Origin of the sequence: Butyrivibrio proteoclasticus B316 (genome assembly GCF_000145035.1) — a bacterium.
Lineage (GTDB): Bacteria > Bacillota > Clostridia > Lachnospirales > Lachnospiraceae > Butyrivibrio > Butyrivibrio proteoclasticus.
This window is the reverse complement of record NC_014387.1, coordinates 2450763-2475926: the sequence shown is the minus strand read 5'-3', so window position 1 is coordinate 2475926 and position 25164 is coordinate 2450763. Positions and strand designations below refer to the sequence as shown.

Below are 25164 nucleotides of genomic sequence, written 5' to 3'. Positions count from 1 at the left end.
GGCATTTTCTGACAAAAATAGATATACTTATTATGTTGGGGAAAATCTTTCCGAGAATTCTTTTTCGGGATTTCTCAAAAAAAATCGAAAGAAGGGTAGGAAATGGCTAGAGGTACGTTTACGGGCGGAATCCATCCATATGAAGGCAAGGAATTGTCTAAGGACAAGCCCATCAAATCTGTGCTGCCTAAAGGGGACCTTGTGTATCCTCTGTCTCAGCACATCGGAGCGCCAGCCAAGCCAATAGTGGCAGTTGGTGATCACGTTCTTACCGGTCAAAAGATCGCGGAAGCAGGTGGATTTGTTTCTGCAAATATCTTTGCTACAGTATCCGGAACAGTTAAAGCAATTGAAAAACGTCGTCTTACTACAGGAGCAATGTGTGACAGCATCATTGTTGAAAATGATGGTCAATATGAAGAGGTTGAGTTTAAACCTGCCAAGCCTTACGAAGAAATGACTCCGGAAGACAAGATCGCTGCTGTGCGAGAGGCTGGAGTAGTAGGTATGGGTGGTGCCGGATTCCCAACCGCTGTTAAGTTTGCGCCTAAAGAGCCTGACAAGATTGATTATGTCATCGCCAACTGTTCAGAATGTGAGCCCTATCTTACTTCTGACTATAGACGAATGATTGAAGAACCTGAGCTTTTGCTTGAGGGTCTTAAAATTGCTGTGAGCATTTTCCCAAATGCGCGCGGAATTCTTGCAATCGAGGACAATAAGCCTGATTGCATTGCCAAGTTCAGAGAGCTTACACGTAACGAGGATAAGATTAGTGTCAAGGCTGTCAAGACCAAGTATCCTGAGGGGGCTGAGAGAATGCTGATCTATGCCTGCACAGGCAGAGAAATTAATTCATCAATGCTTCCTGCTGATGCCGGATGTATCGTTGACAACGTTGATACTCTTTGCGCTGTTTGCAGAGCTGTTAAAGAAGGCCGTCCTCTCATGGAGAGAATTGTCACTATTACCGGTGATTGCATAGCTGATCCGAGAAACTACAAGGTAAGGATCGGTACTAACTATAAAGAACTCATAGAGGAAGCAGGGGGCTTTGTTACTGAGCCTGCCAAGGTCATTTCCGGCGGTCCTATGATGGGCTTTGCCATCTTTGATCTTGATGTTCCTACTACAAAGACTGCTTCTGCTATTACAGCATTTTCCAAGGACGCTGTTTCCGAGATGGAGCCTAGCGCCTGCATTAACTGCGCAAGATGTATAGAGGTTTGCCCTGAACGTCTTGTGCCCAAGAATCTTGCAGATGCTGTAGAACACAATGATGAGAAGACTTTCCTTGATATGTATGGAATGGAATGTTGTGAGTGCGGATGCTGTAGCTATATCTGTCCTGCCAGACGTCAGCTGACTCAGTTGATCAAGGGCATGAGAAAGATTCAGCTCGGCAAGCGGAAAAAGTGAGGGGAGGATTAAGATAAGATGAGCGATCTTAGAAGAGTGTCATCCAATCCACATGTCAGATCCAGGACCACAACATCTAATATCATGATGTGGGTAGTAATCGCTTTACTTCCTGCTGCTGGTTTTGGTATCTACAACTTTGGATTAGATGCACTGATTATTCTTTTATTATCAGTGGCTTCCTGCGTGCTTTCTGAATTTATTTATGAGAAAGCGCTTGGTAAGCCTGTAACTGTCGGAGATTTCTCCGCAGTTGTGACAGGTCTTTTACTGGGAATGAACCTGCCATCCACAGTGCCGTGGTGGATTCCTGTACTAGGCGGCATCTTTGCAATCATAATGGTTAAGCAGCTCTTTGGCGGACTGGGACAGAACTTTATGAACCCTGCCCTTGGCGGAAGATGCTTCCTTATGATCTCGTTTCCGGCTATTATGACAAACTTTGTGACAGATACTTATACAGGAGCAACACCTCTTGCCAATCTCAAAAATGGTGTTGAGGTCAATGTCATGGATATGCTCATTGGTAGAACAGCTGGTACTATCGGTGAGACATCAATGCTCTGTATTGCAATAGGAGCGATCATTCTGTTCGCACTTGGAATTATTGATTATGTGATACCGTTCACATACATTATTTCTTTTGCATTATTCGTAGCTTTCTTTGGCGGATACGGATTTAACTGGTCATATATTTCAGCTCAGCTTGCAGGCGGCGGACTTATGCTTGGTGCTTTCTTTATGGCAACAGACTACGTTACATGTCCTATCACTCCTAAAGGAAGAGTAATTTACGGCCTGTTTCTTGGTATCCTGACAGGAATTTTCAGAATCTTCGGAGCAAATGCAGAGGGAGTTTCATATGCAATTGTGATCACGAACCTTCTGGTTCCTCTTATCGAGAAGTTTACTATTCCAAGAGCCTTTGGAATTAAGAAATCTGCTAAGAAGGAGGCGAAAAAAGCATGAACGATACAAAGAGCATGATTAAAAACGCCCTAATTCTTTTTGCAATAACGCTTGTGGCAGGTGTTCTTCTGGGCCTGGTTTATCAGGTTACCAAGGATCCAATAGCTTATCAGGACAAGCTTGCGCAGGACAAGGCTAACCAGTCTGTATTTGCAACCGCTAAGACCTTCGAGGACGTAGAGCTTGATGCGTCAGCCGCTGAGATGGTTAGTTCTGAGCGAGGTGGAGTAACAATTGAGAGTGTAAAAAAAGCTGTTGATGAAAGCGGAGCTGCAGCTGGCTACGTTATTCAGGTGAAGTCCAAGGGATATGGTGATTTCATTGAATATACTGTTGGTATTACTAATGAAGGTAATATAAATGGTATTTCAATTATTTCAATTGCTGAGACTCCGGGACTTGGAATGAATGCTGACAAGGTAATCACTCCGCAGTTTGCTGACAAGGCAGCGACAACCTTTGCAGTTGTAAAAAACGGACAGCTATCTGATGAGGCTACTCAGATTGAAGCTATTTCCGGCGCGACCATTACCTCCAGAGCAGTTACAGAAGGCGTTAATGGCGCAGTTTCATATTTTGAAAAAGCATTGAAAGGAGGAAACTGATATGAGCACACAGGCAAAAAAAGGCGCTTTGGGCTTCAAACAGGATACTCCTGCAGAACGTTTTTTTAACGGACTTGTTGTAGAAAACCCAACCCTTGTACTTATGATCGGTATGTGCCCGACTCTTGCGGTTACATCATCTGCCATAAACGGACTTGGAATGGGACTTGCAACCACATTTGTTCTGGCACTCAGTAATGCGGTTATTTCAGCTCTTCGTAAGACGATTCCTTCGACTGTCAGAATTCCGTCATTCATCGTTGTAATCGCATCTTTCGTTACACTCGTTGAACTTCTTATGAAGGCGTATGTGCCAACACTTAATAAAGCGCTTGGCGTTTACATTCCTCTTATTGTTGTTAACTGTATCATCTTTGGAAGAGCTGAAGCCTATGCAAGTAAGCACGGCATTATCCCTTCATTCTTTGACGGAATAGGAATGGGAATTGGTTTTACCTGCGCTATTACAGTTATCGGTCTTATCCGTGAATTTATAGGTGCAGGAACAGCATTTGATGTGCAGATCCTTGGTGAAGGAACTGTTGTACCCGGACCTGTAGGTGACTTCCTTTCAGGGTATCAGCCAATCAGCATATTTATTCAGCAGGCCGGTGCGTTCTTTGTTCTTGCTTTTCTTATTGCAATCATGAACAAGATTAAGTCCAATATGGAAAAGAAAGGTAAAGATACTTCCAAGTTTGGAGAAGGATGCTGTTCATCTGCAGAAGAAGCTGCAGCAGATAAAATAATGGCAGAAAAAGCGGGAAAGGAGGCTGAATGATCATGGAAACAATTTTAAGTTTAGTAGGGCTTATGATATCAGCTTCACTTGTTAACAACGTTGTACTGAGCCAGTTCCTGGGCTTATGTCCTTTCCTTGGTGTTTCCAAGAAGACTGATACAGCCCTTGGTATGGGCGGCGCCTGTATATTTGTTATTACGCTGGCTTCACTTGTATGTAGCATAATTTATAAGTTTATTTTAAACCCACTGGATCTTTCATATCTTAAGACTATTGTTTTCATCCTTGTAATAGCTATGCTGGTTCAGTTTGTTGAGATGATCCTCAAGAAATACATCGTATCCCTTTATCAGGCGCTTGGTGTATATCTTCCTCTTATCACAACAAACTGCGCAGTTCTTGGTGTTGCGCTCAACAACGTTACAGATGGATATACTATTCTTCAGAGCGTGGTTTGCGGCTTCGCTACAGCTGTTGGATTTACAATTGCTATAGTTATTCTGGCAGGACTCAGAGAGAAGATGCAGTATAACGATATCCCTGCTCCATTTAAGGGAATGCCGCTCGTACTTCTTACCTCAGGGCTCATGGCTATAGCATTTACAGGATTTTCGGCACTCAAATAAGTTATAGGTATAGGGATAAAAAGTGTTATCCATATATCGTGTAACAAATTACAAGGAGATAGGATAATGATTAGTGGAATACTTATAGCAACCTGTGTCGTTGCTGGTGTCGGAATTGTAATTGTAATTGGAATAATCCTTGGCATAGCAGACATGAAGTTGCATGTTGATGTAGATGAAAAAGAAGCAGCGATCCTGGAAGCTCTTCCCGGAAATAACTGCGGTGGCTGCGGATATCCCGGATGTTCAGGTTGTGCAGCGGCAATAGCAAAGGGTGAAGCGGCAGTTAACCAGTGCCCTGTAGGTGGAGCTCCTGTTGCTGCAACTATTTCAGAAATAATGGGCGTAGAAGCCTCTGATTCCAAGAGAATGGTTGCCTTTGTTCACTGTGGCGGCGACTGTGAAAATGCGCAGCAGCAATACGAGTACAATGGTGTAGCTGACTGTAGACTTCAGATGCAGGCTCCCGGAGCCGGTTCTAAGACCTGTTCATATGGATGCCTTGGCGGCGGAAGCTGCGTTTCTGTTTGTCAGTTTGATGCAATACATGTGGTTAATGGAATTGCTGTTGTTGATAAGGATGAGTGTAAGGCATGCGGAAAGTGTATAGACATCTGTCCTCGTCACCTTATAGACCTTATTCCTTACGACGCACAGGAGTCAGTTGCCTGTAAATCTCAGGATATGGGTAAACTTGTTAACGGATATTGTAAGGTTGGCTGCATTGCCTGCCATATCTGTGAAAAGAATTGCCCTGCCGGTGCGATAACAGTTGAGAATAATGTGGCATCAATAGATCAGGAAAAGTGCACACATTGTGGAACCTGCGTATCAAAGTGTCCTAAGAAAGCAATACAGGCAGTATGACAATGAACTCATGTGGTTAATGGAATTGCTGTTGTTGATAAGGATGAATAGTAACGTTCATTACAGTTTTTTACTGGATGATACAATTATAGGATGCTAGTTTACTGGCTTTTGTGGTATTATGAGAGATAGCGTATGCTAACTGGCACGCGCTATCTCTTTTTTCATTACTTGCTCGCAGACGAGGAAAAATTGTTGAATAAAAAAATATTTGGAAAAAATGATCTTATACTTATAATATTCTTGCTGATAATGACCTCTGTTGTGGGAGTGATCATTTTTTTTACCAAGCATGAAGGTAAACAGGTGGTTGTAAGCGTTGACGGAGTTGTGACTGACATCTATTCAATTGAGGATGATGGAACGTATGAAATCCAAGGATACGATGGTGGCCGCAACATTTTGGTGATAGCGGATGGTGTAGCCTACATGTCAGAGGCTTCGTGTCCCGACCATCTTTGCATGGGAATGGGGCGGATCAGCAATGTTGGTCAGTCGATAATATGTCTTCCCAACAGAGTCATAATAGAGATAAGGGATGAGAAAACCATAGAGCCTGAGTATGACACAGTATCATGACAAGCTTATAAATGCAGGAGGAGAGAGAGTTGAGCACTAAGAAAGTATCGATATATGGAGTTTTGATAGCCCTTGCACTTATCTTAAGCTATGTAGAATCTCAGATACCTGCATTTGTTGCAGTTCCCGGTATGAAGCTTGGACTTACGAATATTGTAGTCCTTGTGACCCTTTACATTTTGGATGACAAGAGTGCTATGGCAATCAATATTCTCAGGATAGTTGTAGTATCAATCCTTTTTGGAACAGCAATGAGCTTTGCATTTTCCATTACCGGAGGAATGCTTAGTACTATCGTGATGATACTCCTCAAAAGGACAAAAAGATTTAAGATTATTGGAATTAGTGCTGCCGGAGGAATAACTCACAATATTGGCCAGATTCTGGCTGCGATGGTACTGATGAATACAAAGGCAATTGCCTGGTATCTTCCGGTACTGTGGATTTCCGGTATTTTTAGCGGTGTAGTGATTGGCATTATAGGTGGACTGGTTTGTTCACGGCTTGATAAGATTAAATAATGCGTTCACAAACAATTCACAATTAATAGTATTGAAAACGATATTTTTTTCTGTATAATTTATTTTCGCTGACATTCAGTCGGCAATGATCACGAGGTTCACTCGATGATTTTTTCCACCAATATTTTAGAATATGCGCTGCAAAGGCTACTTTTAAGATTCTTTGACGTTTCTTTTTGGTGCCTTTTTTGTGCGCCAAAAGAGAAAGGAAGAGGAAATGAAATTATTCAGGAAAAAGGAAAATGGAACTAATTCCGTGAAGGAATTACTAAAAAAGCTCAAGAGGCATGATACTAAAGTAGTGGCAATTGCTGTTATTATTGCACTTGTTTTAAGTGGAGGGCTGATCTATATCAGTACGCCAATAGTTGCAACAAAAACATCTGAGGAGTTTGTTGAAAGTGAGAGGCAGGCCAATCAGGATACAGTGGATAAGCTTGGTGAAATCGGGAATTATCTAAATGAACTTGATAAGGTAGTTACAAGTAATCAGGAGAGCCTTAACTCTATTAGTGAGAAGACAGATACAAGTGAGGGCAAGACGGAAATCACAGAGAAAGTGACAAACCTTGATAATAAGCTCAAGGAAGTTCATACAAGCATTTCGGGGACTTCCAGCAGAATAGAAAATCTGAAAACAATAATTGAGAAGGGTGATGAAGACAATAAGGAGCAGATAAATAAGGAGTTTAAAGAAATAACTTCTGAAATCACACTCGTTAAAGAACAGTATGATAGTGCAAATCAGCAGATTAAAGAAATAATGGACAAGCTGAAAAAAGAGATTGATTCAGGAAATAAAGAACTTGGAGAAAAGGTTGCCCAGAATCAAAAAGATCTTTTGAATGAACTGACATCCATGGATAAAAATATGGAAAGTAAAAGTTCACAGTCACTTACTCAGTTCCAAAAGGATATTGAGACACTAAGTGAGAGTGTTGACAAAAAGTTTGAAGCTTATCAGAAAGCCATGGATACAAATATCGAAGAGGTGAATAACAAAATTCAAAGAAACAGAAACGATGTGAGTTGCGAGATACAGAAAAACAAGGAAGATATTAACAATGAGCTTCAGAGAAACAGAGAAGATGTGAGAGGTGAGCTACAAAAAAACAAGGACGATATAAACAGTGAACTTCAAAGAAACAGAGATGACATTAACAATGGAATTCAAGGTGTGAATAAGGACATAGAAGAAGTAAATAATAATGTCTCAAATAATTTCAACATTATGAATAAGTCTGTTGGAAATGGATTTGGCGATTTGAAGACCTGCATTGAAAATTCCAAAACAGAGCTTAATAATAAACTTGATTCGGTTTTTCAGCGTGTGAGTGATGGCAAAAAGCAGTTGGCATCCACATTGCTCACATTTGGGATTTCCGTAAAAAAGGATGCCAAATTTAATGATATTGATGAAGGTATTAGAGCTCTTGGAAATATGAAACTGGATGCAGAAAGAAAAATTGAAGATTCTGAGCATTCTGTATCTCCATCCAAGATAATGGCGGGACAGTCAGTTGTCATAAATGATAATGAAATAATTGGAACTGCAACCAGCGATGCTACTGCGGGTGCTGAACATATTTTATCAGGAAAAACTGCTTATGTGAATGGTGCTATAGTGGTTGGATCGATGCCTGATCATGGAGCAGTGCAGGTTACTCTGGCTGACAGCAACAAGAGTCAGACTCTGGCGGCTGGTTATTATGACAGTATTACAATATCTTCTGAACTTACCGGTATGTATAAATCAATCAGATATACACATCATGTCCATAGTAGTGAAACAACTGATATGACTGTGGTAGATGAGTCTTTTTCATCAGGTGAAGCTTATGGCGTGGAGACCAGTCCAACTGCCGGAGGATGTTATCAGACTCCGATTTATGGTCTGTGTGGCGGAAGCGGAGTAGCCACAGATGTTGATTATGGTGGTTATTATTTTGACGTGGATGGTGATGGTAAGCTGGATTAGAACATTTTTTATGTTGGCTCCTGTACTTCTTGTGGAGGCCGTATTTTTGCAAACGGAATTGGTCAGACAGGAAGATGTGACAACCAAAGACTGCTTGGATACAGTGCATCTTGCGGACATGTGTCGGGGCAGATCGTAGCGGCTGAAGTTACATATTAATCGTATAATTTGACATTCTGTTTGTCTGTGCTTACAATGATGTTTGTTGTAGTGTATATAGCACAGATTTGTGCAGATTGGAGTATATATGACCAAGATAGATATTATTTCTGGCTTTTTGGGAGCTGGTAAGACAACTCTTATCAAGAAGCTTTTAAAAGAAGCATTAAATGGAACCAAGGTAGTTCTTATTGAGAATGAATTTGGTGAGATTGGTATTGACGGAGGATTCCTTAAGGAAGCCGGTATCGAGATTACAGAGATGAATTCAGGATGTATCTGCTGTTCACTTGTAGGTGATTTTGAAACATCACTTAAGCAGGTTATGGAACAGTATGCACCGGAGCGTATTCTTATTGAGCCATCAGGTGTAGGTAAGCTTTCAGACGTTATGAGAGCAATTCAGAACATTGCAGAAGGCTCATCAGAAATGGAACTTAACAGCGCTGTTACAGTAGTTGATGTTTCCAAGGCTAAGGTTTATATCAAGAACTTTGGTGAGTTCTTTATTAATCAGATTGAGAATGCAGGTACTGTTATCCTTACCAGAACAGACAAGGCTGATCAGAAGAAGATAGAGGAAGCTGTAGAGCTTATCCGTCAGCATAATGACAAGGCTACTATTATCACAACTCCTCTTGATCAGATCACAGGAAAAGAAATCCTTGATACTTTTGAAGGTAATAATGACCTTGAGGCTGAGCTTCTTAAGCAGGTAATGGAAGAGGAAGAGCATCACCATCATCACCATCATCATGGAAGCCACAAGACTGTTGCAGAGGATGGATCTGTTGTTTACAGTGCTCACCATGACGATGACGACGATGATGACGAATGTTGCTGTCACCATCACCATGACGATGATGAAGATGAGCATGAGTGCTGCCACCACCATCATCACGATGATGAAGATGAGGATGAGCATGAGCATCATCACCACCATCATCACGACGATGAAGATGAGGATGAGCACGAGCATCATCACCACCATCATCACGACGATGAAGATGAGGATGAGCATGAACATCATCACCACCATCATCACGACGATGAAGATGAAGACGAGCATGAGCATCATCACCATCATGACCATGATCATGCAGCTCATGATGTATTCACCAGTTGGGGCATGGAAACACCACTTAAGTATTCCAAGGATGAGATTGAGAAGATGCTTGGACAGCTTGAGGATGAAGAGAAATACGGAATTGTCCTTCGTACAAAGGGTGTCGTTCCTACAGCAGATGGCAAGTGGATTGAGTTTGATTACGTTCCTGGAGAGGCTGATGTCAGAGATGGCGCTGCTGATGTAACAGGTAAGTTCTGTGTCATCGGTTCTCAGCTCAAGGAAGAGAATCTTGAGAAACTGTTCCGCAGACTGTAATTGTTTATGAATACCGGTGCGCCTGTTGGCGCAGCGGTATTTGGTGTTATATATGATTAGGAGAGCTAAATTGAAACCGGTATATATTATTAATGGATTTTTGGACAGCGGTAAGACAGACTTTTTCCGCTATACAATTGCACAGCCTTACTTCAGGACAAAAGGAAAGACCCTTTTGATCGTTTGCGAAGATGGCGAGAATGATTATGAGGAAAAACTCCTCAAGTCTACTAACACAGTTGTAGAGAGAATAGAAGAAGAGGAAGATTTTAACCCTGATGCACTTGTAGCACTTGATGCCAAGCATAATCCGGAGCGTATTCTTGTTGAGTACAATGGTATGTGGAACTTCAAGAATATGAGACTTCCTGTAATGTGGAATCTTGAACAGCAGATTACCGTTATTGATGCTTCAAGTTTTGAACTTTATTTCAACAATATGAAGTCTCTTCTTGCTGAGCAGATTCGCAATTCAGATCTTATTCTTTTCAACAGATGTGATGGAATAGAAGATCTTGCATCTTATAAGAGAAATGTCAAGGCAATCAACCAGAAGGCAGATATTATTTTTGAGGACAAGAATGGCGAGGTTGACGTTACTCTTGATGAAGATCTCCCATTTGATCTAAATGCAAATCCTATAGATCTCAACAACTATGGCTATGGAATGTTTTATCTTGATGCTCTTGATCATGTTGAGAGATATGAGGGCAAAACTGTTAGATTTAAAGGTATGGTACTTAAGCCTGAGGAGTTCCCTGATAACAGATTTGTTCCGGGTAGAATGGCTATGACATGCTGCGCACAGGATATGCAGTTCCTTGGCTTTGCTTGTGAATATGACGATGTTAAATCACTCGAAGAGAAAGATTGGGTACTTGTTACAGCCAAGGTTGTTAAGGAATATGTACCTGAGTATCAGGGTGAGGGCCCTGTACTCAAGGCTATTTCTGTTGAGAAGACAAGCGCACCTGATAATCAGGTAATAGATTTCTCTAATCCGGAGCAGTAAACAATTAACAGGGGGGACTAATGTTTAACTATAATCCACCACAGTGGCTTTTTCTTTTTTACTTCTACAGTTTTTGTGGATGGTGTTGGGAATCAGTTTACGTATCAGTATTAGAAAAAAGAGTAGTTAATAGGGGCTTTATGAGAGGCCCCTTTTTGCCTTTGTATGGATGCGGCGGGATCATGATGCTTGTTGTATCCAAGCCTTTTTATGACAACTTTCTGCTTGTTTACATAGCCGGATGCATAGGTGCTACCGTGCTTGAATATCTTACCGGAGTCATCATGGAAACTCTTTTTAAGGTGAGATATTGGACTTACGATCACAAGAAGTTTAACTACAAAGGATACATATGCCTTGAGTCTTCGCTGTTTTGGGGCGTCTGTACAGTAGTTTTTTCTCATTTCTTACAGCTTCCAATTGAGAAAGTTCTATTGATGCTCCCAATGGGATTTGTATCAGTGACCACAACAGTACTTACAATGCTAGTCAGCTGCGATTTTATGATCGCTTTTAAGACAGCCCTTGAACTTAGGGATTTTCTTATGTATATGGACAAGGCCAAGGAAGAACTTCGCAGAATGCAAAAGCGTCTTGATGTACTTATTGCTTTTAAAGGAGAGGATGTCAAGGAAGGCATTGGCAGTAAGATCGGCGGCATAGGAAACAGTATCAGCAGCAGAGTGGAAGGATTAAGCGCAGGAATCAGCAGTGGAATTGATGTACTTGGAGCATCTCTTGAGAAATCTTTTGCTGCGTTAAGAGAAAAAATAATGCTCAACCCTGCGGATTATGTTATTTCTGCCCGTGAAGAGGCTGCTGAACTATATGCTAAATACAGGATCATAATGGATAGATTGACGCCTAGCCCTGTCAGGAACTTCTTTGAGTGGTACAAAGAGAGGACTATTATGGGTAATCCAACGATGTCCTCAGCTAAGTTTAGCTTTAGCATGGAGGAGATCAAAAACAAAGTTTGCGAGAGATACAAACGGACTGGTGATTTAGAAGCCAAAGATAATGATGTAGAAAATGCAGGTTGATAGTAAGAAAAAGGCAATAAAAAACTCGTGTCGGTGAGAAGACACGAGTTTTATTTTTGTACTTATAAGTATTTATTATGTAAAAGTTAAGCCATCTTGTTAACAGCCTGAGCAAGACGAGAAACTTTTCTAGAAGCTGTGTTCTTCTTGAAAACGCCCTTTGACTCAGCCTTATCAATAGCTGAAGTAGCAGCAAGGAGTGCCTTAGCAGCCTCTTCCTTATTACCTGCTTCGATAGCAGTACGAACCTTCTTGATCTCTGTCTTAACAGCAGACTTGATCATCTGGTTTCTAGCAGCCTTCTTCTCGTTAACTAAAATTCTCTTCTTGGCGGATTTAATATTAGCCATAATTACCTCCGATTATAATTACAAATTGTTTATTATCATGTTCGTGTGCGCATTAAGCCGGACACGGACAGTTAATGCCACATACGGATTATATATTAGTCTAATTTCAAGTGTATGTCAAGGGATTAATGTTTATGGAAAACATATTCAAATTTAATATTCTTTAATTGGCATTTAATTGGATTACGCACAAAAAATTATTACAATTATGCAAATAACTGTTGACAAGCAACAAGGAGATGGGATATGCTTTCACATCACATCACATCACATCACATCACATCACATCACATCACATCAGTACCTGTTTAAGCTTTTTTGCTGTGCAGTTTTATATGAACCCTAAAAATGCGCCTAATTGGCTTGGAGTGTCTTCCTTGCCTGATTGGGCGTTTTTTGTTGCTAAAAGCTGTAGTGAAAGGAGAGAAATATGAATAGAAAGACAAGAAAAGCGCTGGGAACGCTTGTGCTTGCCTCAGTATTTGTTGTTCAGATGGTTGGATTTAAGGTTACAGCATTTGCTGACGAAGCAACTGAATATTCTCAAACTGGTAATTTATACAGGCTTGATACTACTGATGATGGTAAAGAAGATTATCTTTTTACCGGAAGAAATGGATTCTTTTTGTCAGAAGATGAGCATCATAATGACGATGATCCTTATCCAGCAGGCGCTGGCGCAGGAACACAGGTGACTGATAACAGCGCTGACGGGAATACTTACGAAGCAGGACATGCCTTTGACTGCCAATGGGGTGCAAGCTCTTCGCAGGCACATACTAGAGCTGAAAATCTAATTGATCCTTATATCACAGGAAGAAGTACACCTCTTGCTTCAGATGAATATATTAAGCTTGAATACTTTGAAAGTGGCAGTACTAATTATAAAGTTACTTTGTATAAGAAGACTGGTGAATCAGGCTCCGGTGAATCAGGCTCCGGTGAATCAGGCTCCGGTGAATCAGGTGCCGGTGAATCTGGTTCTGGCGAATCAGGTTCAGAGCAAACCCCTGCACCAGCACCAGCTCCTACACCTGAACCAGAACCTACACCATCCCCAGCGCCATCTCCTGCACCAGCGCCTGAGCAGCAGACAGTTGTAGAGGAGCCAGTTGCCCCTGCAAATATTACACTTATAAATACTAGTGCTGGGAATATTCTTCCTACACAGGAGCTTGGAAACGCAGAAGCCCCAACAGTGACAGTAGTTCTTGATATGCACCAAATGACACCTATTCAGTATACTACTGCTGTTGTTAATGCTATTACATCTGCTCAGCTGGGTGGCGCAGTAGTAATTGAGGCTAATGATGAAGTTTGCTTTACAAGAAGTATGATGGAGGCATTGACTCAAAGATCTGATGTAAGCGTAAATGTTATATATGTTAGCAAGGGCGTGAAGTATCGCGTTATCATTCCGGCAGGAACCGATGTAATGCTGCTATTAGATTCAAATGGATTCTGCGGATATGAATATCTTGCTTACATGTTTGGAGCAACACCAATAGGTTAATTATCACGTCGCAATAATTGAATAGAGACTAGCAAAAGAAGGGGCGTTCTATGTGAAAATGTCACGGATTCCATTAGAATGAGCGCCCTTTCTTTTGGTGGATTTTTAGGTGCTTACATGGTATGATGTTGTGGGCAATTTTCATTTTTGCATGAATAAATTATAGGAATTGAGGAATATAAATTTGGCAGATCAGAATAAAATCAGAAATTTTTGTATCGTTGCACATATAGATCATGGTAAGTCCACACTGGCAGACAGAATGATAGAGAAAACAGGTGTGCTTACTCTTAGAGAGATGCAGAACCAGGTTCTTGATAATATGGATATAGAGCGTGAGAGAGGGATCACAATCAAGTCACAGGCTGTCAGAATGATCTACAAGGCCAGGGACGGACAGGAATATACCTTTAACATGATCGATACACCAGGTCATGTTGACTTTGGATATGAGGTTTCAAGATCTCTTGCAGCCTGTGACGGAGCTATCCTCGTAGTAGATGCTACTCAGGGTGTTGAGGCGCAGACTCTTGCCAACGTATATATGGCTCTTGACCACGACCTTGATGTATTTCCTGTTATCAACAAGATTGACCTTCCAAGTGCTCAGCCACAGGAGGTTAAGGATGAAATCGAGGATGTTATCGGAATCGAAGCTCAGGATGCACCTCTTATTTCTGCCAAAAATGGCATCGGTATCGAGGACGTACTTGAGGCTGTTGTTCACAAGATTCCAGCTCCTGTAGGAGATCCAAATGGCACTCTTAAGGCGCTTATTTTCGATAGTATTTACGATTCCTACAGAGGAGTTATTGTATTTGTTCGTGTAAGAGACGGTGTTATCAGAAAGGGCATGAAGGTTAAATTCATGGCAACTGATGCTGAGGCTGATGTTGTAGAGGTTGGATACTTTGGCCCTGGAAGATTTATTGCAAGTGATGAGCTTTCTGCAGGTGATGTAGGATATTTCACCGCTTCCATCAAGAATATTCAGGATACACGAGTTGGTGATACTGTAACAGACCTTGCTAACCCATGCTTAGAGGCACTTCCTGGTTACAAGAAGGTAATGCCTATGGTTTACTGCGGCCTTTACCCAGCAGATTCTGCTCACTATTCAGACCTTCGTGATGCCCTTGAGAAGCTCCAGCTCAACGATGCATCTTTATTCTATGAGCCAGAGACTTCACAGGCTCTTGGCTTTGGATTTAGAGCTGGTTTCCTTGGACTTCTTCACCTTGAAGTTATCCAGGAGAGACTTGAAAGAGAATACGACCTTAACCTTGTTACTACAGCACCTTCCGTTGTTTACAAGGTTCACAAGACAGATGGAACATGCTTTGACCTTACTAACCCAACTAACCTTCCTGATCCATCTGAGATTGAATATATGGAAGAGCCTATTGTTAACGGCGAGATTATGGTTACAACTGACTATGTTGGTGCAATCATGCAGCTGTGCCAGGAGAGAAGAGGCAAATACCTTAGTACTGACTACATCGAGCAGTCCAGAGCTATTCTCAAGTATGAGCTTCCACTTAATGAGATCATTTATGATTTCTTTGACGCTCTCAAATCAAGATCAAGAGGCTATGCTTCATTTGATTACGAACTCAAGGGATATGAGAAATCTGACCTTGTTAAGCTTGATATCCTGATCAACAGGGAAGAGGTTGATGCCCTTTCATTCATAGTTCACAAGGATGGTGCTTACGAGAGAGGACGTAAGATGTGTGAGAAGCTCAAGGATGAGATTCCAAGGCATATGTTCGAGATCCCTATTCAGGCAGCTGTCGGAGGCAAGGTAATCGCCAGAGAAACAGTCAAGGCTTATAGAAAAGACGTGCTTGCCAAGTGCTATGGCGGTGACATCTCCCGTAAGAAGAAGCTTCTTGAGAAACAGAAAGAGGGTAAAAAGAAGATGCGCCAGATCGGTAATGTTGAAGTTCCACAGTCAGCATTCCTTAGCGTACTCAAGCTTGATAATACAGATTGATCTTTAGTATTTATGATTATGGGAAAAGAATTATCATTATATATCCATGTTCCTTTTTGCGTCAGGAAATGTCTTTACTGCGACTTTTTGTCATTTAATTGTAAGGCCGGAGAAATAAAAAGCTATTTCAATGCACTTGATGCCGAGATAGCTATGGCTTGCAATAGTTACAGAGATTTCACGATAAAGAGTATTTTCTTTGGAGGAGGAACTCCAAGCTTTGTGGATTCGGCGCATATATGTAATACACTTGAGCACATCAGAGAGAACTTTCAAGTAGATGTTAATGCCGAGATCAGTATTGAAGTTAATCCGGCATCAGCTATTTTGGATAAGCTTACGGATTACAGAAGAGCCGGGATAAACAGGATCAGTATTGGAGCACAGTCTTTAAATGACGGAGAGCTTAAGAAAATTGGAAGAGCTCACAATTCCGCTATGTTCTATGAAACTTTTGCAAATGCCAGAAAGGCTGGATTTGACAATATCAATATTGATATTATGAGTGCGCTTCCTGACCAAACTATGGATTCGTATATGGAAACACTTGAGAAGGTGGTCAGTCTGGGACCTGAGCATATTTCGGCTTATAGCCTGATAGTCGAGGAGGGAACTCCTTTTTATGATATGGATCTGAACCTGCCTGATGAAGATACTGACAGGCAGATGTATCATGAGACCAGGAGATTTCTTGCTCAGAACGGATACCACAGATATGAGATCTCCAATTATGCTAAGGGCAGTGATGGCGACAAAACATGCGAATGCTACCACAATAAAGTCTACTGGAGACGAGGAAATTATCTGGGACTTGGACTGGGGGCATCCAGTATGACAGATGATTCCAGATGGAAGAATATTTCGGATTTTAACTTGTATCAGAGTATTCTTCTTGATAATACTTCCTTCTTGGATAAATTTCATCAGCTCAGAACAGAATTTGAGAAATTATCTCGTTCTGATTGTATGGAAGAGTTTATGTTTCTGGGGCTTCGCCTCGTTGAAGGGGTTAGTATTTCTGAATTTAAAAGTCTGTTTGGAAGAGACATTTACGATGTTTATGGTAAAATAATTGAGAAGTACATTTCAGAAGAATTATTGGAACAAAACGGTGATCATATCCGTCTGACAGAAACGGGTATGGATGTCAGTAACACAGTAATGGCTGATTTTTTATTCTAATAAATACCAGGCGCAAACCGGGACTTAGGCTTGCGCCTTATTTAAACTAATTTTATATCGGAGGGATTATATGGCAGAGACACTCAAGAAGAGAAGTGAAGTTGAAGAAAAGCTTAAATGGGACACTTCTCTTATTTTCAAGACCAAGGAAGACATGCTGGCAGAGCTTGACAGAATGAAAAGGTTAAGTGCTGATATAGAAAAAGAGTACAAGGGACAGCTATCAGACAAAGATAAGATAAATGCCTGCCTCGATAAGTACAACGAGTTTTTGATCGGAGTAGACAGGGTTTCCAATTATACAAGTCTTAATCTTTCTGTGGATTATACTGATGCAGAGATGAATAAGCTGGACGGATTTGTTACCGGCGAGTATATGAAGGAGCTTGCAAGGCTTTCTTTTATCGACAGTGAACTTGCAGAGCTTCCTGAGAACGTGCTCAAAGAGGCAATCGAGAGCGCTACTATAGGCAAGAATTACCTCAAGGATGTGCTGAGATTTAAGCCACACATGTTAAATGCAGAATCTGAAAAAGTGATGGCATCACTTGGGGAGGTGTTTAGCGCTCCATATCAGATGTATGAGCAGACCAAACTTGCAGATATTAAATTCCCTGACTTTGAGGTTAATGGCAGGAAATATCCGCTTGGTTATTCTCTTTTTGAGGATGATTATGAGTACGAAGAGGATACAGAGGTCAGAAGAGCGGCATTTAAAGCCTTTTCAGATAAGCTTGGTGAATATAAGTATACTACAGCAGGCCAGTATGGGGCTAAGGTTCGCTCTGAGAAGCTTGTATCTGAGCTTCGGCACTTTGACAGTGTATTTGATCATCTTCTGTTTAATCAGAAGGTCACAAGAGAAATGTATGACCGCCAGATTGATCTTATAATGGACAAGTTGGCGCCACATATGCGCAAGTTTGCAAGACTTATAAAGAAGGCTCATAACCTTGATAAAATGACCTATGCAGATCTTAAGCTCCCGCTTGATCCTGAGTATAACCCTAAGGTAACTATAGAAAAGTCCAAAGAATACATTTTGGATGGTCTTTCCATCATGGGACCTGAATATCAGGAAATGCTGAAAAGAGCGTATGATGAGAGATGGATTGATTTTGCCCAGAATATAGGAAAGTCTACAGGCGGATTCTGCGCTAGTCCCTACAGGAGAGGGTCATTTATTCTTTTATCCTGGAATGAGCGTATGAGTGACGTGTTTACTCTTGCCCATGAACTTGGACATGCAGGCCATTTCTATTCCTGTCAGCAGAATCAGAGTTATTTTGACAATGAGTGCTCTCAGTATGTTGTAGAGGCTCCTTCTACTATCAACGAGCTTATTATGGCAGAGTATCTCAAGGAACAGAATAAAGATGATAAGCGTTTCCGCAGATGGGTACTTGCTTCACAGATTTCAAATACATACTATCACAATTTTGTTACTCACCTTTTAGAGGCGGCTTACCAGAGAGAGGTTTATAAGCGTGTTGACAAGGGAGAGGCAGTTCCATGCGAGACACTTTGTGAAATATTCAGAGGCGTTTTGGAGAAATTCTGGGGCGATGAAGTGGAGCTTACTGATGGCTGCGAGCTTACATGGATGCGTCAGCCTCATTACTATATGGGACTTTATTCCTATAGCTACAGTGCAAGCCTTACAGTTGCAACTCAGGTGATGAAGAGAATCCGTAGGGAAGGTGCTCCTGCAGTAGAAGATTGGAAAAAGACTCTTGCGGCAGGCGGAAGTGTGGATCCTGTAGAATTTGCCAAAATGGCAGGTGTTGACGTGACAACTGACGCAGCTCTTCTCGATACGATTGACTACATTGGAAGTATAATTGACGAAATTGAAACTCTGATGTGAAAAGAGGAATATATATGAACTACAACTTTTTTGCCCTTATATCCAGAATGAAATATATCGATAGATGGGCACTTATGAGAAATACAAGGCAGGAGAATCTGTGCGAGCATTCAATGGAGGTTGCTATGATCGCGCATGCTCTTTGCACAATAGGTAATTTGAGATATGGCAAGCATCTTGATGCCAACAAGGCAGCACTTATAGGCTTATATCATGATGCTTCTGAGATAATCACAGGAGATATGCCTACACCGGTCAAGTACTTTAACTCTGACCTCAAGCATGCCTACAAAGAGGTTGAGGCTCTTGCTGACAGTAAGCTTTTAGATAAACTACCTGATGATATGAGACCTACCTATGAGGAAATTTTTGTTCCTTCAGATACAGAGGAGGATAAATATATCAGAAAGCTTGTCAAGGCAGCAGATAAGCTTTCTGCGCTTATTAAGTGTATCAGCGAAGTGAATGTAGGAAATGCAGAGTTTAGAACTGCCAAGGAGAGCACCGGTAAGTCCATCAGAAGCCTTTATCAGGAGCTTCCTGAGGTGTTGGACTTTGTTAATGAATTTCTTTCATCTTATGGAAATACTTTAGATGAACTTACATGATAGGATTTGATTTTTTTCTCTTTTGACGTCATAATTAATTCTATATATTGATAATCACTTTTCATGAGGGGAAGCTAGTATGTCAATTATTGAAGATATCTTAAGAGAAGCAAAAGAAAATGGAGCATCTGATGTACATGTAACTGTTGGTCTTCCGCCGAAGATGAGATTAAATGGCAAGCTTATTGCTATGGAGAACTTTGGCAAGATGCTTCCTCCTGATACCCTGGCAATTGCGCAGGAAATCATGTCTGAGAAGCAGCTTGAAAAGCTTGAAGAAATCGGCCAGCACGATATGTCTTTTTCTATCCGCGGAGTCGGCAGATACAGACTTAATGTGTTCAAGCAAAGAGGCTCTATAGCTATGGCCTTCAGAGTTGTTGCATCTGAAATTCCTTCTGCTGACAGCCTTGGGATTCCTGAAGGTGTTAGTGAACTTTACAAAAAGAAAAGAGGACTGGTTCTTGTAACCGGTCCTACCGGAAGCGGTAAGTCTACTACGCTTGCTTCGATCATTGATCTTATCAATAATAACAGAGAAGCGCATGTTATTACCCTTGAGGATCCTATTGAGTTTACTTATCAGCATAGGATGTCAATTGTAAACCAAAGAGAAATCGGCACTGACTCAAATACCTATGCCAATGCGCTAAGGGCCGCTCTTAGAGAAGATCCTGATGTTATCCTTGTGGGAGAGATGAGAGACCTTGAAACTATCAGTACTGCCATAACTGCGGCAGAAACAGGTCACCTTGTTTTATCAACAGTACATACAATAGGTGCCAGCAACACAGTAGACAGACTTATAGATGTATTTCCATCTCACCAGCAGCAACAGATCAGAATCCAGCTTGCAAGTGTTTTGGAAGCTATTATTTCACAACAGCTGATCCCTACAAATGATGGAGTCTCCAGAATTGCAGCCTTTGAAGTACTTCATGTTAACAGCGCTGTTCGTAACCTTATTAGAGAAGGTAAGTCACATCAGCTCATAACTGTAATGCAGACTAACCGTAAACTGGGAATGATATCTATGGATGATGCTATCCTGGAATTATACAGGGCTCAGAAGATATCAAGAGAAATGGCTATTCAGTTTGCTCAGGATCCTGATACAATGCAAATGAAGATGCTGAGATGACCATCTTAAGAAAATCTTAAAGAAATCTTAAGAAAATCGCAAAGATTTTTTGAAACGACCTGCTATATAATTGGCAGGTCGATTTTTTTGTCTATGCGCGATTTTTCCGGCGATTACCTGTTTTACCGGAAAAAGAGAAAAATATGCAAGAGAGGATTTAGATGTTTAGTTCGGTGGTTTCAGGGGCAGTACATGGGATATCATCCTACCTGATGCAGGTGGAAGTTGATGTTTCCAGCGGACTGCCGGGATTTAATATGGTTGGCTTTATGAGTGGTGAAGTCAGAGAAGCCGGAGAAAGAGTCAGGGTGGCACTTAAAAATATGGGGTATGTTATCCCAGCTTCCAAGATCACAATCAATCTTTCCCCGGCGGATATCAAAAAGGAAAATGTCATCGTAGACCTGCCTGTAGCAATCGGAATTTTAACGGCTATGGGAGAGATCAGGGAAGAGAGCTTAACAGGCGTGATGATTCTTGGAGAACTGGGACTTGACGGCGAAGTTAAGAGGATAAACGGCACGCTCCCTATAGTGATCAAGGCCAGAGAAGCAGGCTTTTCTACAGTTATCCTGCCAAAGGAGAATGCAAGAGAAGGCGCAGTTATTGATGGGATCAGGATTATTGGGGTGGAGTCACTTCAGGAGGCTGTTGCATATCTTGATGCACCGCCTGATCAAAGAGATGACCTTATAAGTCCTACCAGGGTTGACATTGAAGAGCTTTTTAGAAAGAGTGAGTATGAAGAAACAAGCCTTGATTTTGCAGATATAAATGGTCAGGCAGCAGTCAAAAGAGCTGTAGAAATAGCGGCAGCAGGCTTTCATCACATTTTGATCGTCGGGCCGCCGGGTGCAGGGAAAAGCATGGTGGCAAAGAGAATGCCAACGATTCTTCCTCCTTTGTCTCTAAAGGAGAGTCTTGAAGTTTCTACGATATATTCAGTAGCGGGAATGATGGGAGAAAATGATGCTCTTATCACAAAACGTCCGTTTATGAGTCCACATCACTTAATTACAGAAAATGCGCTGGTTGGAGGAGGCAGTATTCCGAGACCTGGCGTGATATCTCTTTCTCACAGAGGAGTTCTGTTTCTTGATGAGATGCCTGAGTTTCCAAGATCCAAGCTTGATCTCTTAAGACAACCGATTGAGGACAGAAAAGTAAATATTGTCCGCAGCAGGGGAAAATTCACTTATCCTGCGGATTTCCAATTAGTAGGCGCTCTTAACCCTTGTCCTTGCGGCTATTACCCTGACAGAAACAGATGTAAGTGCACGCCCAATGATATAAGGCGATATCTTGGACATATTTCAGGCCCTATCCTTGACAGGACTGATATTTGTGTGGAGGCGCCAAGAGTCGATATTTCTGATCTTACCGAGAAAACAAAAAGAGTAAATGAGTCTAGTGCAAGCATCAGAAAAAGAGTACTTGCCGCAAGAAAACTTCAGGAAGAAAGATTTAAAGGAACGGAAATACGCTTTAATTCTGAGATGACTCCCACTGATATTAAAAAGTTTTGCAGACTTGGATTACAGGAGGAAAGCTTTCTTGAAAATGCTTTTTGCTCAATGGAGCTAAGTGCGAGGGCTTACCACAAGATACTGCGAGTGGCGAGGACTATTGCCGATATTGACCAGTCGCGGGATATTAAGAAAATACACCTGATGGAGGCTGTCGGATATAGGATGACTGACGGCAAGTACTGGCATCAGAATGAGGAATGATCATCAATACGAAGACTAGAAAGGATAGATGAGCACGTATAGTAGTGAAAAACATGACTGATAATAATAAAAACAAAGAAAATGAATATGCCCATTGGCTCTTTAATGTGCAGGGGCTTGGAAATAAGAGTATAGATAAGCTCTTGTGCAATGGAATGAGCTGCAGTGATATATACAAGGCTGATGTCAAAGAGTTCAAGGGGCTTCTGACAGATAAGCAGATTAAAAATCTTGAGCAGTCTAAAAGAATATGGGACTTTGATAAAGAGGCAGCAAAGCTTGCCAAAAAGGATATCTCTTTTATATCAAGAATAGACTCTAGATTCCCGGATAAGCTTAAGAATATTCCGGATCCGCCTTTTGCATTATATGTAAAAGGGGAACTTCCTGACCCGGCTAAGCCCAGTGTGGCTATAATCGGAGCGCGAATGTGTTCGGAATACGGCAGATACATGGCGAGAGTATTTGGGCGAGGGCTGGCTCTTGCGGGCGTGCAGGTGATAAGTGGTATGGCAAGGGGCGTTGATGGCATCAGCCAGAAAGCAGCTCTTGCTGCCGGAGGAAAATCCTACGGGATTGTAGGAAGCGGCGTTGATATCTGCTATCCGGAGGATAACCTGGAAATTTATAACAATCTATGTGAAATGGGAGGCGTAATTTCCGAGTTTCCGCCCGGAACTTATCCCAAAGCAAATTTCTTTCCTATGAGGAACAGAATTATAAGCGGTCTTGCGGATGTCGTTCTGGTCATTGAGGCAAGAGAAAAGTCAGGCACGCAGATTACGGTGGATACAGCACTTGAGCAGGGCAGAGAAGTACTTGCTGTTCCGGGAAGAGTCACAGACAGGCTAAGCGATGGTTGCAATCTGCTCATAAGTCAGGGAGCAGGCGTGGCTATTGGAGTAGATGATGTGCTGGAAAGGCTCTGGGAGGGCGCAAGAAGTAGCAGGTGTCGTGAAAAAACAGATGACATAAGACGAAATCATAACGAAGACCAATATAACCTCGGATCCAGGGAGGAGAGTGAAGGCCCTGAAACTATAGAAGATGAGATATTGGAACTAGTAGATATCATTCCGGTTTCGTCTTCTCAGATCCTGGAGGGCTTGAATCTAAGAGGAATAGACATTTCCGTGCCTCAGTTAATGGGTTACCTGATGGAACTAAATTATAAGGGGGCACTGATACAGGATGGAGCATATTACCGCAAAAGGCAGTAAACACGGGGTTATTAACAATGTATAGTGCCTTGAGCTACCGCTTGCGCAAAACGTTACCGGAAACGTAACCGAAAACGTTACCGCTCAAAAAGTCAATGTGCACATTGTACAAAATCGTATACGGTTTATCATATAAAGTGCTTTATTGACAAAAAAATGCACAAAGCATAAACTTTTTAATAGAGCAACCGATTGCGCTCTGCGCAACGGAAAAAAGGCCATTAAAATCGGTTTATGGCCAGTGTAAACATTTTACTAATTGGAGGAAACAAAATGAAAAAGAAATTGGTATCTGTTTTATTAACAGCTGCTATGGGTGCATCCCTTCTTGTTGGATGTGGTTCTGATGCAGCACAGACTGCTACTGATACAGCAGAAGCTGTTCAGGAGACAACAACAGAGACAGCTGAGGCTGTACAGGAAACTACAGAGGCAGTTCAGGAAGCTGCAGCTGACGTTGATCCAGCAGCTTACGATGGCAAGGAAGTTAAGGTTTGGGTTGCTGAGAACGTTGTAGATTTCACTAATGAGCAGATCGAGAACTTCAAGACAGCATATCCTCAGTATGCAGGTGTTAACTTCACAGTTGAGCCTGTAGGAGAAGGCGATGCAGCCGGCAACATCATCACAGATGTAACAGCTGGCGCTGATGTATACGGATTTGCACAGGATCAGCTTACAAGACTTGTTACAGCAGGAGCTCTTGAGGAAGTTAATCCTGATTACCTTTCAGCAGTTGAGTCTGCAAACTCAGCAGGTGTTGTAGAAGCTGGTAAGGTTGGCGGAACTCTTTACGCTTATCCTATGACAGCTGATAACGGATATTTCCTTTACTATGATAAGAGCGTTGTAACAGATCCTTCTACACTTGAAGGCATTCTTGAGCAGTGCGAAGCAGCTGGTAAGAACTTCTACATGGATATGACAGGTTGGTATCAGGTAGCATTCTTCTTCGGAACAGGCTGCCAGCTCACATACGATACAGATGCAGATGGTAACTTTACAGCATGCAATGTTGACTATGCATCAGATAAGGGCCTTGTAGCTCTTAAGGAGATGATCGAGGTTGCTTCTTCATCTGCTTACCAGGCTGGTTCTTCAGCTGGTGATGCTGTTAACTACGCAGCAATCATTGATGGAACATGGGATGCAGGTACAGTTAAAGAAGTTCTTGGTGACAACTACGCATGCGCTAAGCTTCCTACATTCACAGGTTCAGACGGCAAGACATATCAGCTCAGCGGATTCAACGGATGCAAACTCCTTGGTGTTAAGCCTCAGGAAGATGAAGACAAGCTTCAGATCTGTGATGACCTTGCATACTACCTTACAAGCGAGGAAGTTCAGCTTGCAAGATTTGAAGCAGTTCAGTGGGGCCCATCTAACTTAAATGCACAGGCATCAAGCGAGGTTAAGGCTAACGAAGCTCTTTCAGCTCTTGCAGAGCAGTTCGCATATACAATTCCACAGGGCAACTACCCTGGAGACTACTGGTCACGTGCTGAGTCACTTGCAGGCGATGTTAAGGATGCCTTCCAGAAAGCTTCTGATGAGGACCTTACAGCTGCACTTGAAGCATACCAGGCTGACCTTGAGTCATATGCTAAATAATTGATAATCACAGGCAATTCTGCCGATTATTACGAAACTTTT

22 protein-coding genes are annotated in these 25164 nt (G+C 41.8%); 21 read left to right on the top strand and 1 reads right to left on the bottom strand.

Translation table 11 applies throughout. The features are described 5' to 3' along the window. Positions 1-102 precede the first annotated feature (102 nt). The 12 genes from rsxC to BPR_RS10240 all read left to right on the top strand — a co-directional run bounded on the left by rsxC (position 103) and on the right by BPR_RS10240 (position 11904). Positions 103-1419 (top strand): electron transport complex subunit RsxC, encoded by a 1317-nt coding sequence (gene rsxC, locus BPR_RS10295; RefSeq protein WP_013281419.1) that lies wholly within the window; start codon positions 103-105, stop codon positions 1417-1419. A gap of 18 nt (positions 1420-1437) precedes the next feature. Continuing rightward, positions 1438-2388 (top strand): RnfABCDGE type electron transport complex subunit D, encoded by a 951-nt coding sequence (locus BPR_RS10290; RefSeq protein WP_013281418.1) that lies wholly within the window; start codon positions 1438-1440, stop codon positions 2386-2388. After that, positions 2385-2993: an RnfABCDGE type electron transport complex subunit G gene (locus BPR_RS10285; protein ID WP_013281417.1), complete on the top strand. Its 609-nt coding sequence runs from the start codon at positions 2385-2387 to the stop codon at positions 2991-2993. The genes BPR_RS10290 and BPR_RS10285 overlap by 4 nt, the downstream gene beginning before the upstream one ends. 1 nt (position 2994) lies before the next feature. Continuing rightward, a complete protein-coding gene (gene rsxE, locus BPR_RS10280) occupies positions 2995-3774 on the top strand; it encodes an electron transport complex subunit RsxE (protein ID WP_013281416.1) in 780 nt (259 codons plus the stop codon). Between the two features lie 2 nt (positions 3775-3776). Further along, the gene (gene rsxA, locus BPR_RS10275; protein WP_013281415.1) at positions 3777-4361 is read left to right on the top strand and encodes an electron transport complex subunit RsxA; all 585 of its coding nucleotides are present in this window, start codon (positions 3777-3779) and stop codon (positions 4359-4361) included. 66 nt (positions 4362-4427) lie between these two features. After that, a complete protein-coding gene (locus tag BPR_RS10270) occupies positions 4428-5228 on the top strand; it encodes an RnfABCDGE type electron transport complex subunit B (protein WP_013281414.1) in 801 nt (266 codons plus the stop codon). Between the two features lie 195 nt (positions 5229-5423). Next, positions 5424-5807, top strand: a complete 384-nt coding sequence (locus tag BPR_RS10265; protein WP_167531161.1) for a NusG domain II-containing protein — start codon at positions 5424-5426, stop codon at positions 5805-5807. 29 nt (positions 5808-5836) lie between these two features. Continuing rightward, positions 5837-6328 carry a Gx transporter family protein gene (locus tag BPR_RS10260; RefSeq protein WP_013281412.1) on the top strand — a complete coding sequence of 164 codons (492 nt, stop codon included), beginning with the start codon at positions 5837-5839 and terminating at the stop codon, positions 6326-6328. 217 nt (positions 6329-6545) lie between these two features. Then, positions 6546-8306, top strand: coding sequence for a coiled-coil domain-containing protein (locus tag BPR_RS10255; RefSeq protein ID WP_042256917.1), 1761 nt, complete (start codon positions 6546-6548; stop codon positions 8304-8306). 247 nt (positions 8307-8553) lie between these two features. Continuing rightward, positions 8554-9849: a CobW family GTP-binding protein gene (locus BPR_RS10250; RefSeq protein ID WP_013281410.1), complete on the top strand. Its 1296-nt coding sequence runs from the start codon at positions 8554-8556 to the stop codon at positions 9847-9849. A 52-nt stretch (positions 9850-9901) separates the two neighbouring features. Further along, positions 9902-10861: a TIGR03943 family putative permease subunit gene (locus BPR_RS10245; RefSeq protein WP_013281409.1), complete on the top strand. Its 960-nt coding sequence runs from the start codon at positions 9902-9904 to the stop codon at positions 10859-10861. Positions 10862-10881: 20 nt separating this feature from the next. Beyond that, positions 10882-11904 carry a putative ABC transporter permease gene (locus tag BPR_RS10240; RefSeq protein ID WP_013281408.1) on the top strand — a complete coding sequence of 341 codons (1023 nt, stop codon included), beginning with the start codon at positions 10882-10884 and terminating at the stop codon, positions 11902-11904. 86 nt (positions 11905-11990) lie between these two features. Here BPR_RS10240 and rpsT read toward each other — a convergent pair whose 3' ends face one another. Continuing rightward, entirely contained in the window at positions 11991-12254 is a 264-nt protein-coding gene (rpsT, locus tag BPR_RS10235; RefSeq protein ID WP_013281407.1) for a 30S ribosomal protein S20, read from the bottom strand. A gap of 430 nt (positions 12255-12684) precedes the next feature. Here rpsT and BPR_RS10230 point away from each other — a divergent pair, with 430 nt between their 5' ends. The 9 genes from BPR_RS10230 to BPR_RS10190 all read left to right on the top strand — a co-directional run bounded on the left by BPR_RS10230 (position 12685) and on the right by BPR_RS10190 (position 25122). Then, positions 12685-13767: a hypothetical protein gene (locus tag BPR_RS10230; protein ID WP_013281406.1), complete on the top strand. Its 1083-nt coding sequence runs from the start codon at positions 12685-12687 to the stop codon at positions 13765-13767. A gap of 184 nt (positions 13768-13951) precedes the next feature. After that, on the top strand, positions 13952-15763 hold the full coding sequence (gene lepA / locus BPR_RS10225) for a translation elongation factor 4 (RefSeq protein WP_013281405.1): 1812 nt from the start codon (positions 13952-13954) through the stop codon (positions 15761-15763). A gap of 18 nt (positions 15764-15781) precedes the next feature. Then, positions 15782-16945: a radical SAM family heme chaperone HemW gene (gene hemW / locus BPR_RS10220; protein ID WP_081441810.1), complete on the top strand. Its 1164-nt coding sequence runs from the start codon at positions 15782-15784 to the stop codon at positions 16943-16945. Between the two features lie 70 nt (positions 16946-17015). Beyond that, positions 17016-18812, top strand: a complete 1797-nt coding sequence (pepF, locus tag BPR_RS10215) for an oligoendopeptidase F (RefSeq protein WP_013281403.1) — start codon at positions 17016-17018, stop codon at positions 18810-18812. Between the two features lie 14 nt (positions 18813-18826). Next, positions 18827-19420, top strand: a complete 594-nt coding sequence (yfbR, locus tag BPR_RS10210) for a 5'-deoxynucleotidase (RefSeq protein WP_013281402.1) — start codon at positions 18827-18829, stop codon at positions 19418-19420. Positions 19421-19499: 79 nt separating this feature from the next. After that, positions 19500-20561 carry a type IV pilus twitching motility protein PilT gene (locus BPR_RS10205; RefSeq protein WP_013281401.1) on the top strand — a complete coding sequence of 354 codons (1062 nt, stop codon included), beginning with the start codon at positions 19500-19502 and terminating at the stop codon, positions 20559-20561. Positions 20562-20722: 161 nt separating this feature from the next. Next, the gene (locus tag BPR_RS10200) at positions 20723-22291 is read left to right on the top strand and encodes a YifB family Mg chelatase-like AAA ATPase (RefSeq protein ID WP_013281400.1); all 1569 of its coding nucleotides are present in this window, start codon (positions 20723-20725) and stop codon (positions 22289-22291) included. A gap of 53 nt (positions 22292-22344) precedes the next feature. Further along, positions 22345-23511: a DNA-processing protein DprA gene (gene dprA, locus BPR_RS10195; RefSeq protein ID WP_042256913.1), complete on the top strand. Its 1167-nt coding sequence runs from the start codon at positions 22345-22347 to the stop codon at positions 23509-23511. Between the two features lie 273 nt (positions 23512-23784). After that, on the top strand, positions 23785-25122 hold the full coding sequence (locus tag BPR_RS10190) for an extracellular solute-binding protein (protein ID WP_013281398.1): 1338 nt from the start codon (positions 23785-23787) through the stop codon (positions 25120-25122). Positions 25123-25164 lie beyond the last annotated feature (42 nt).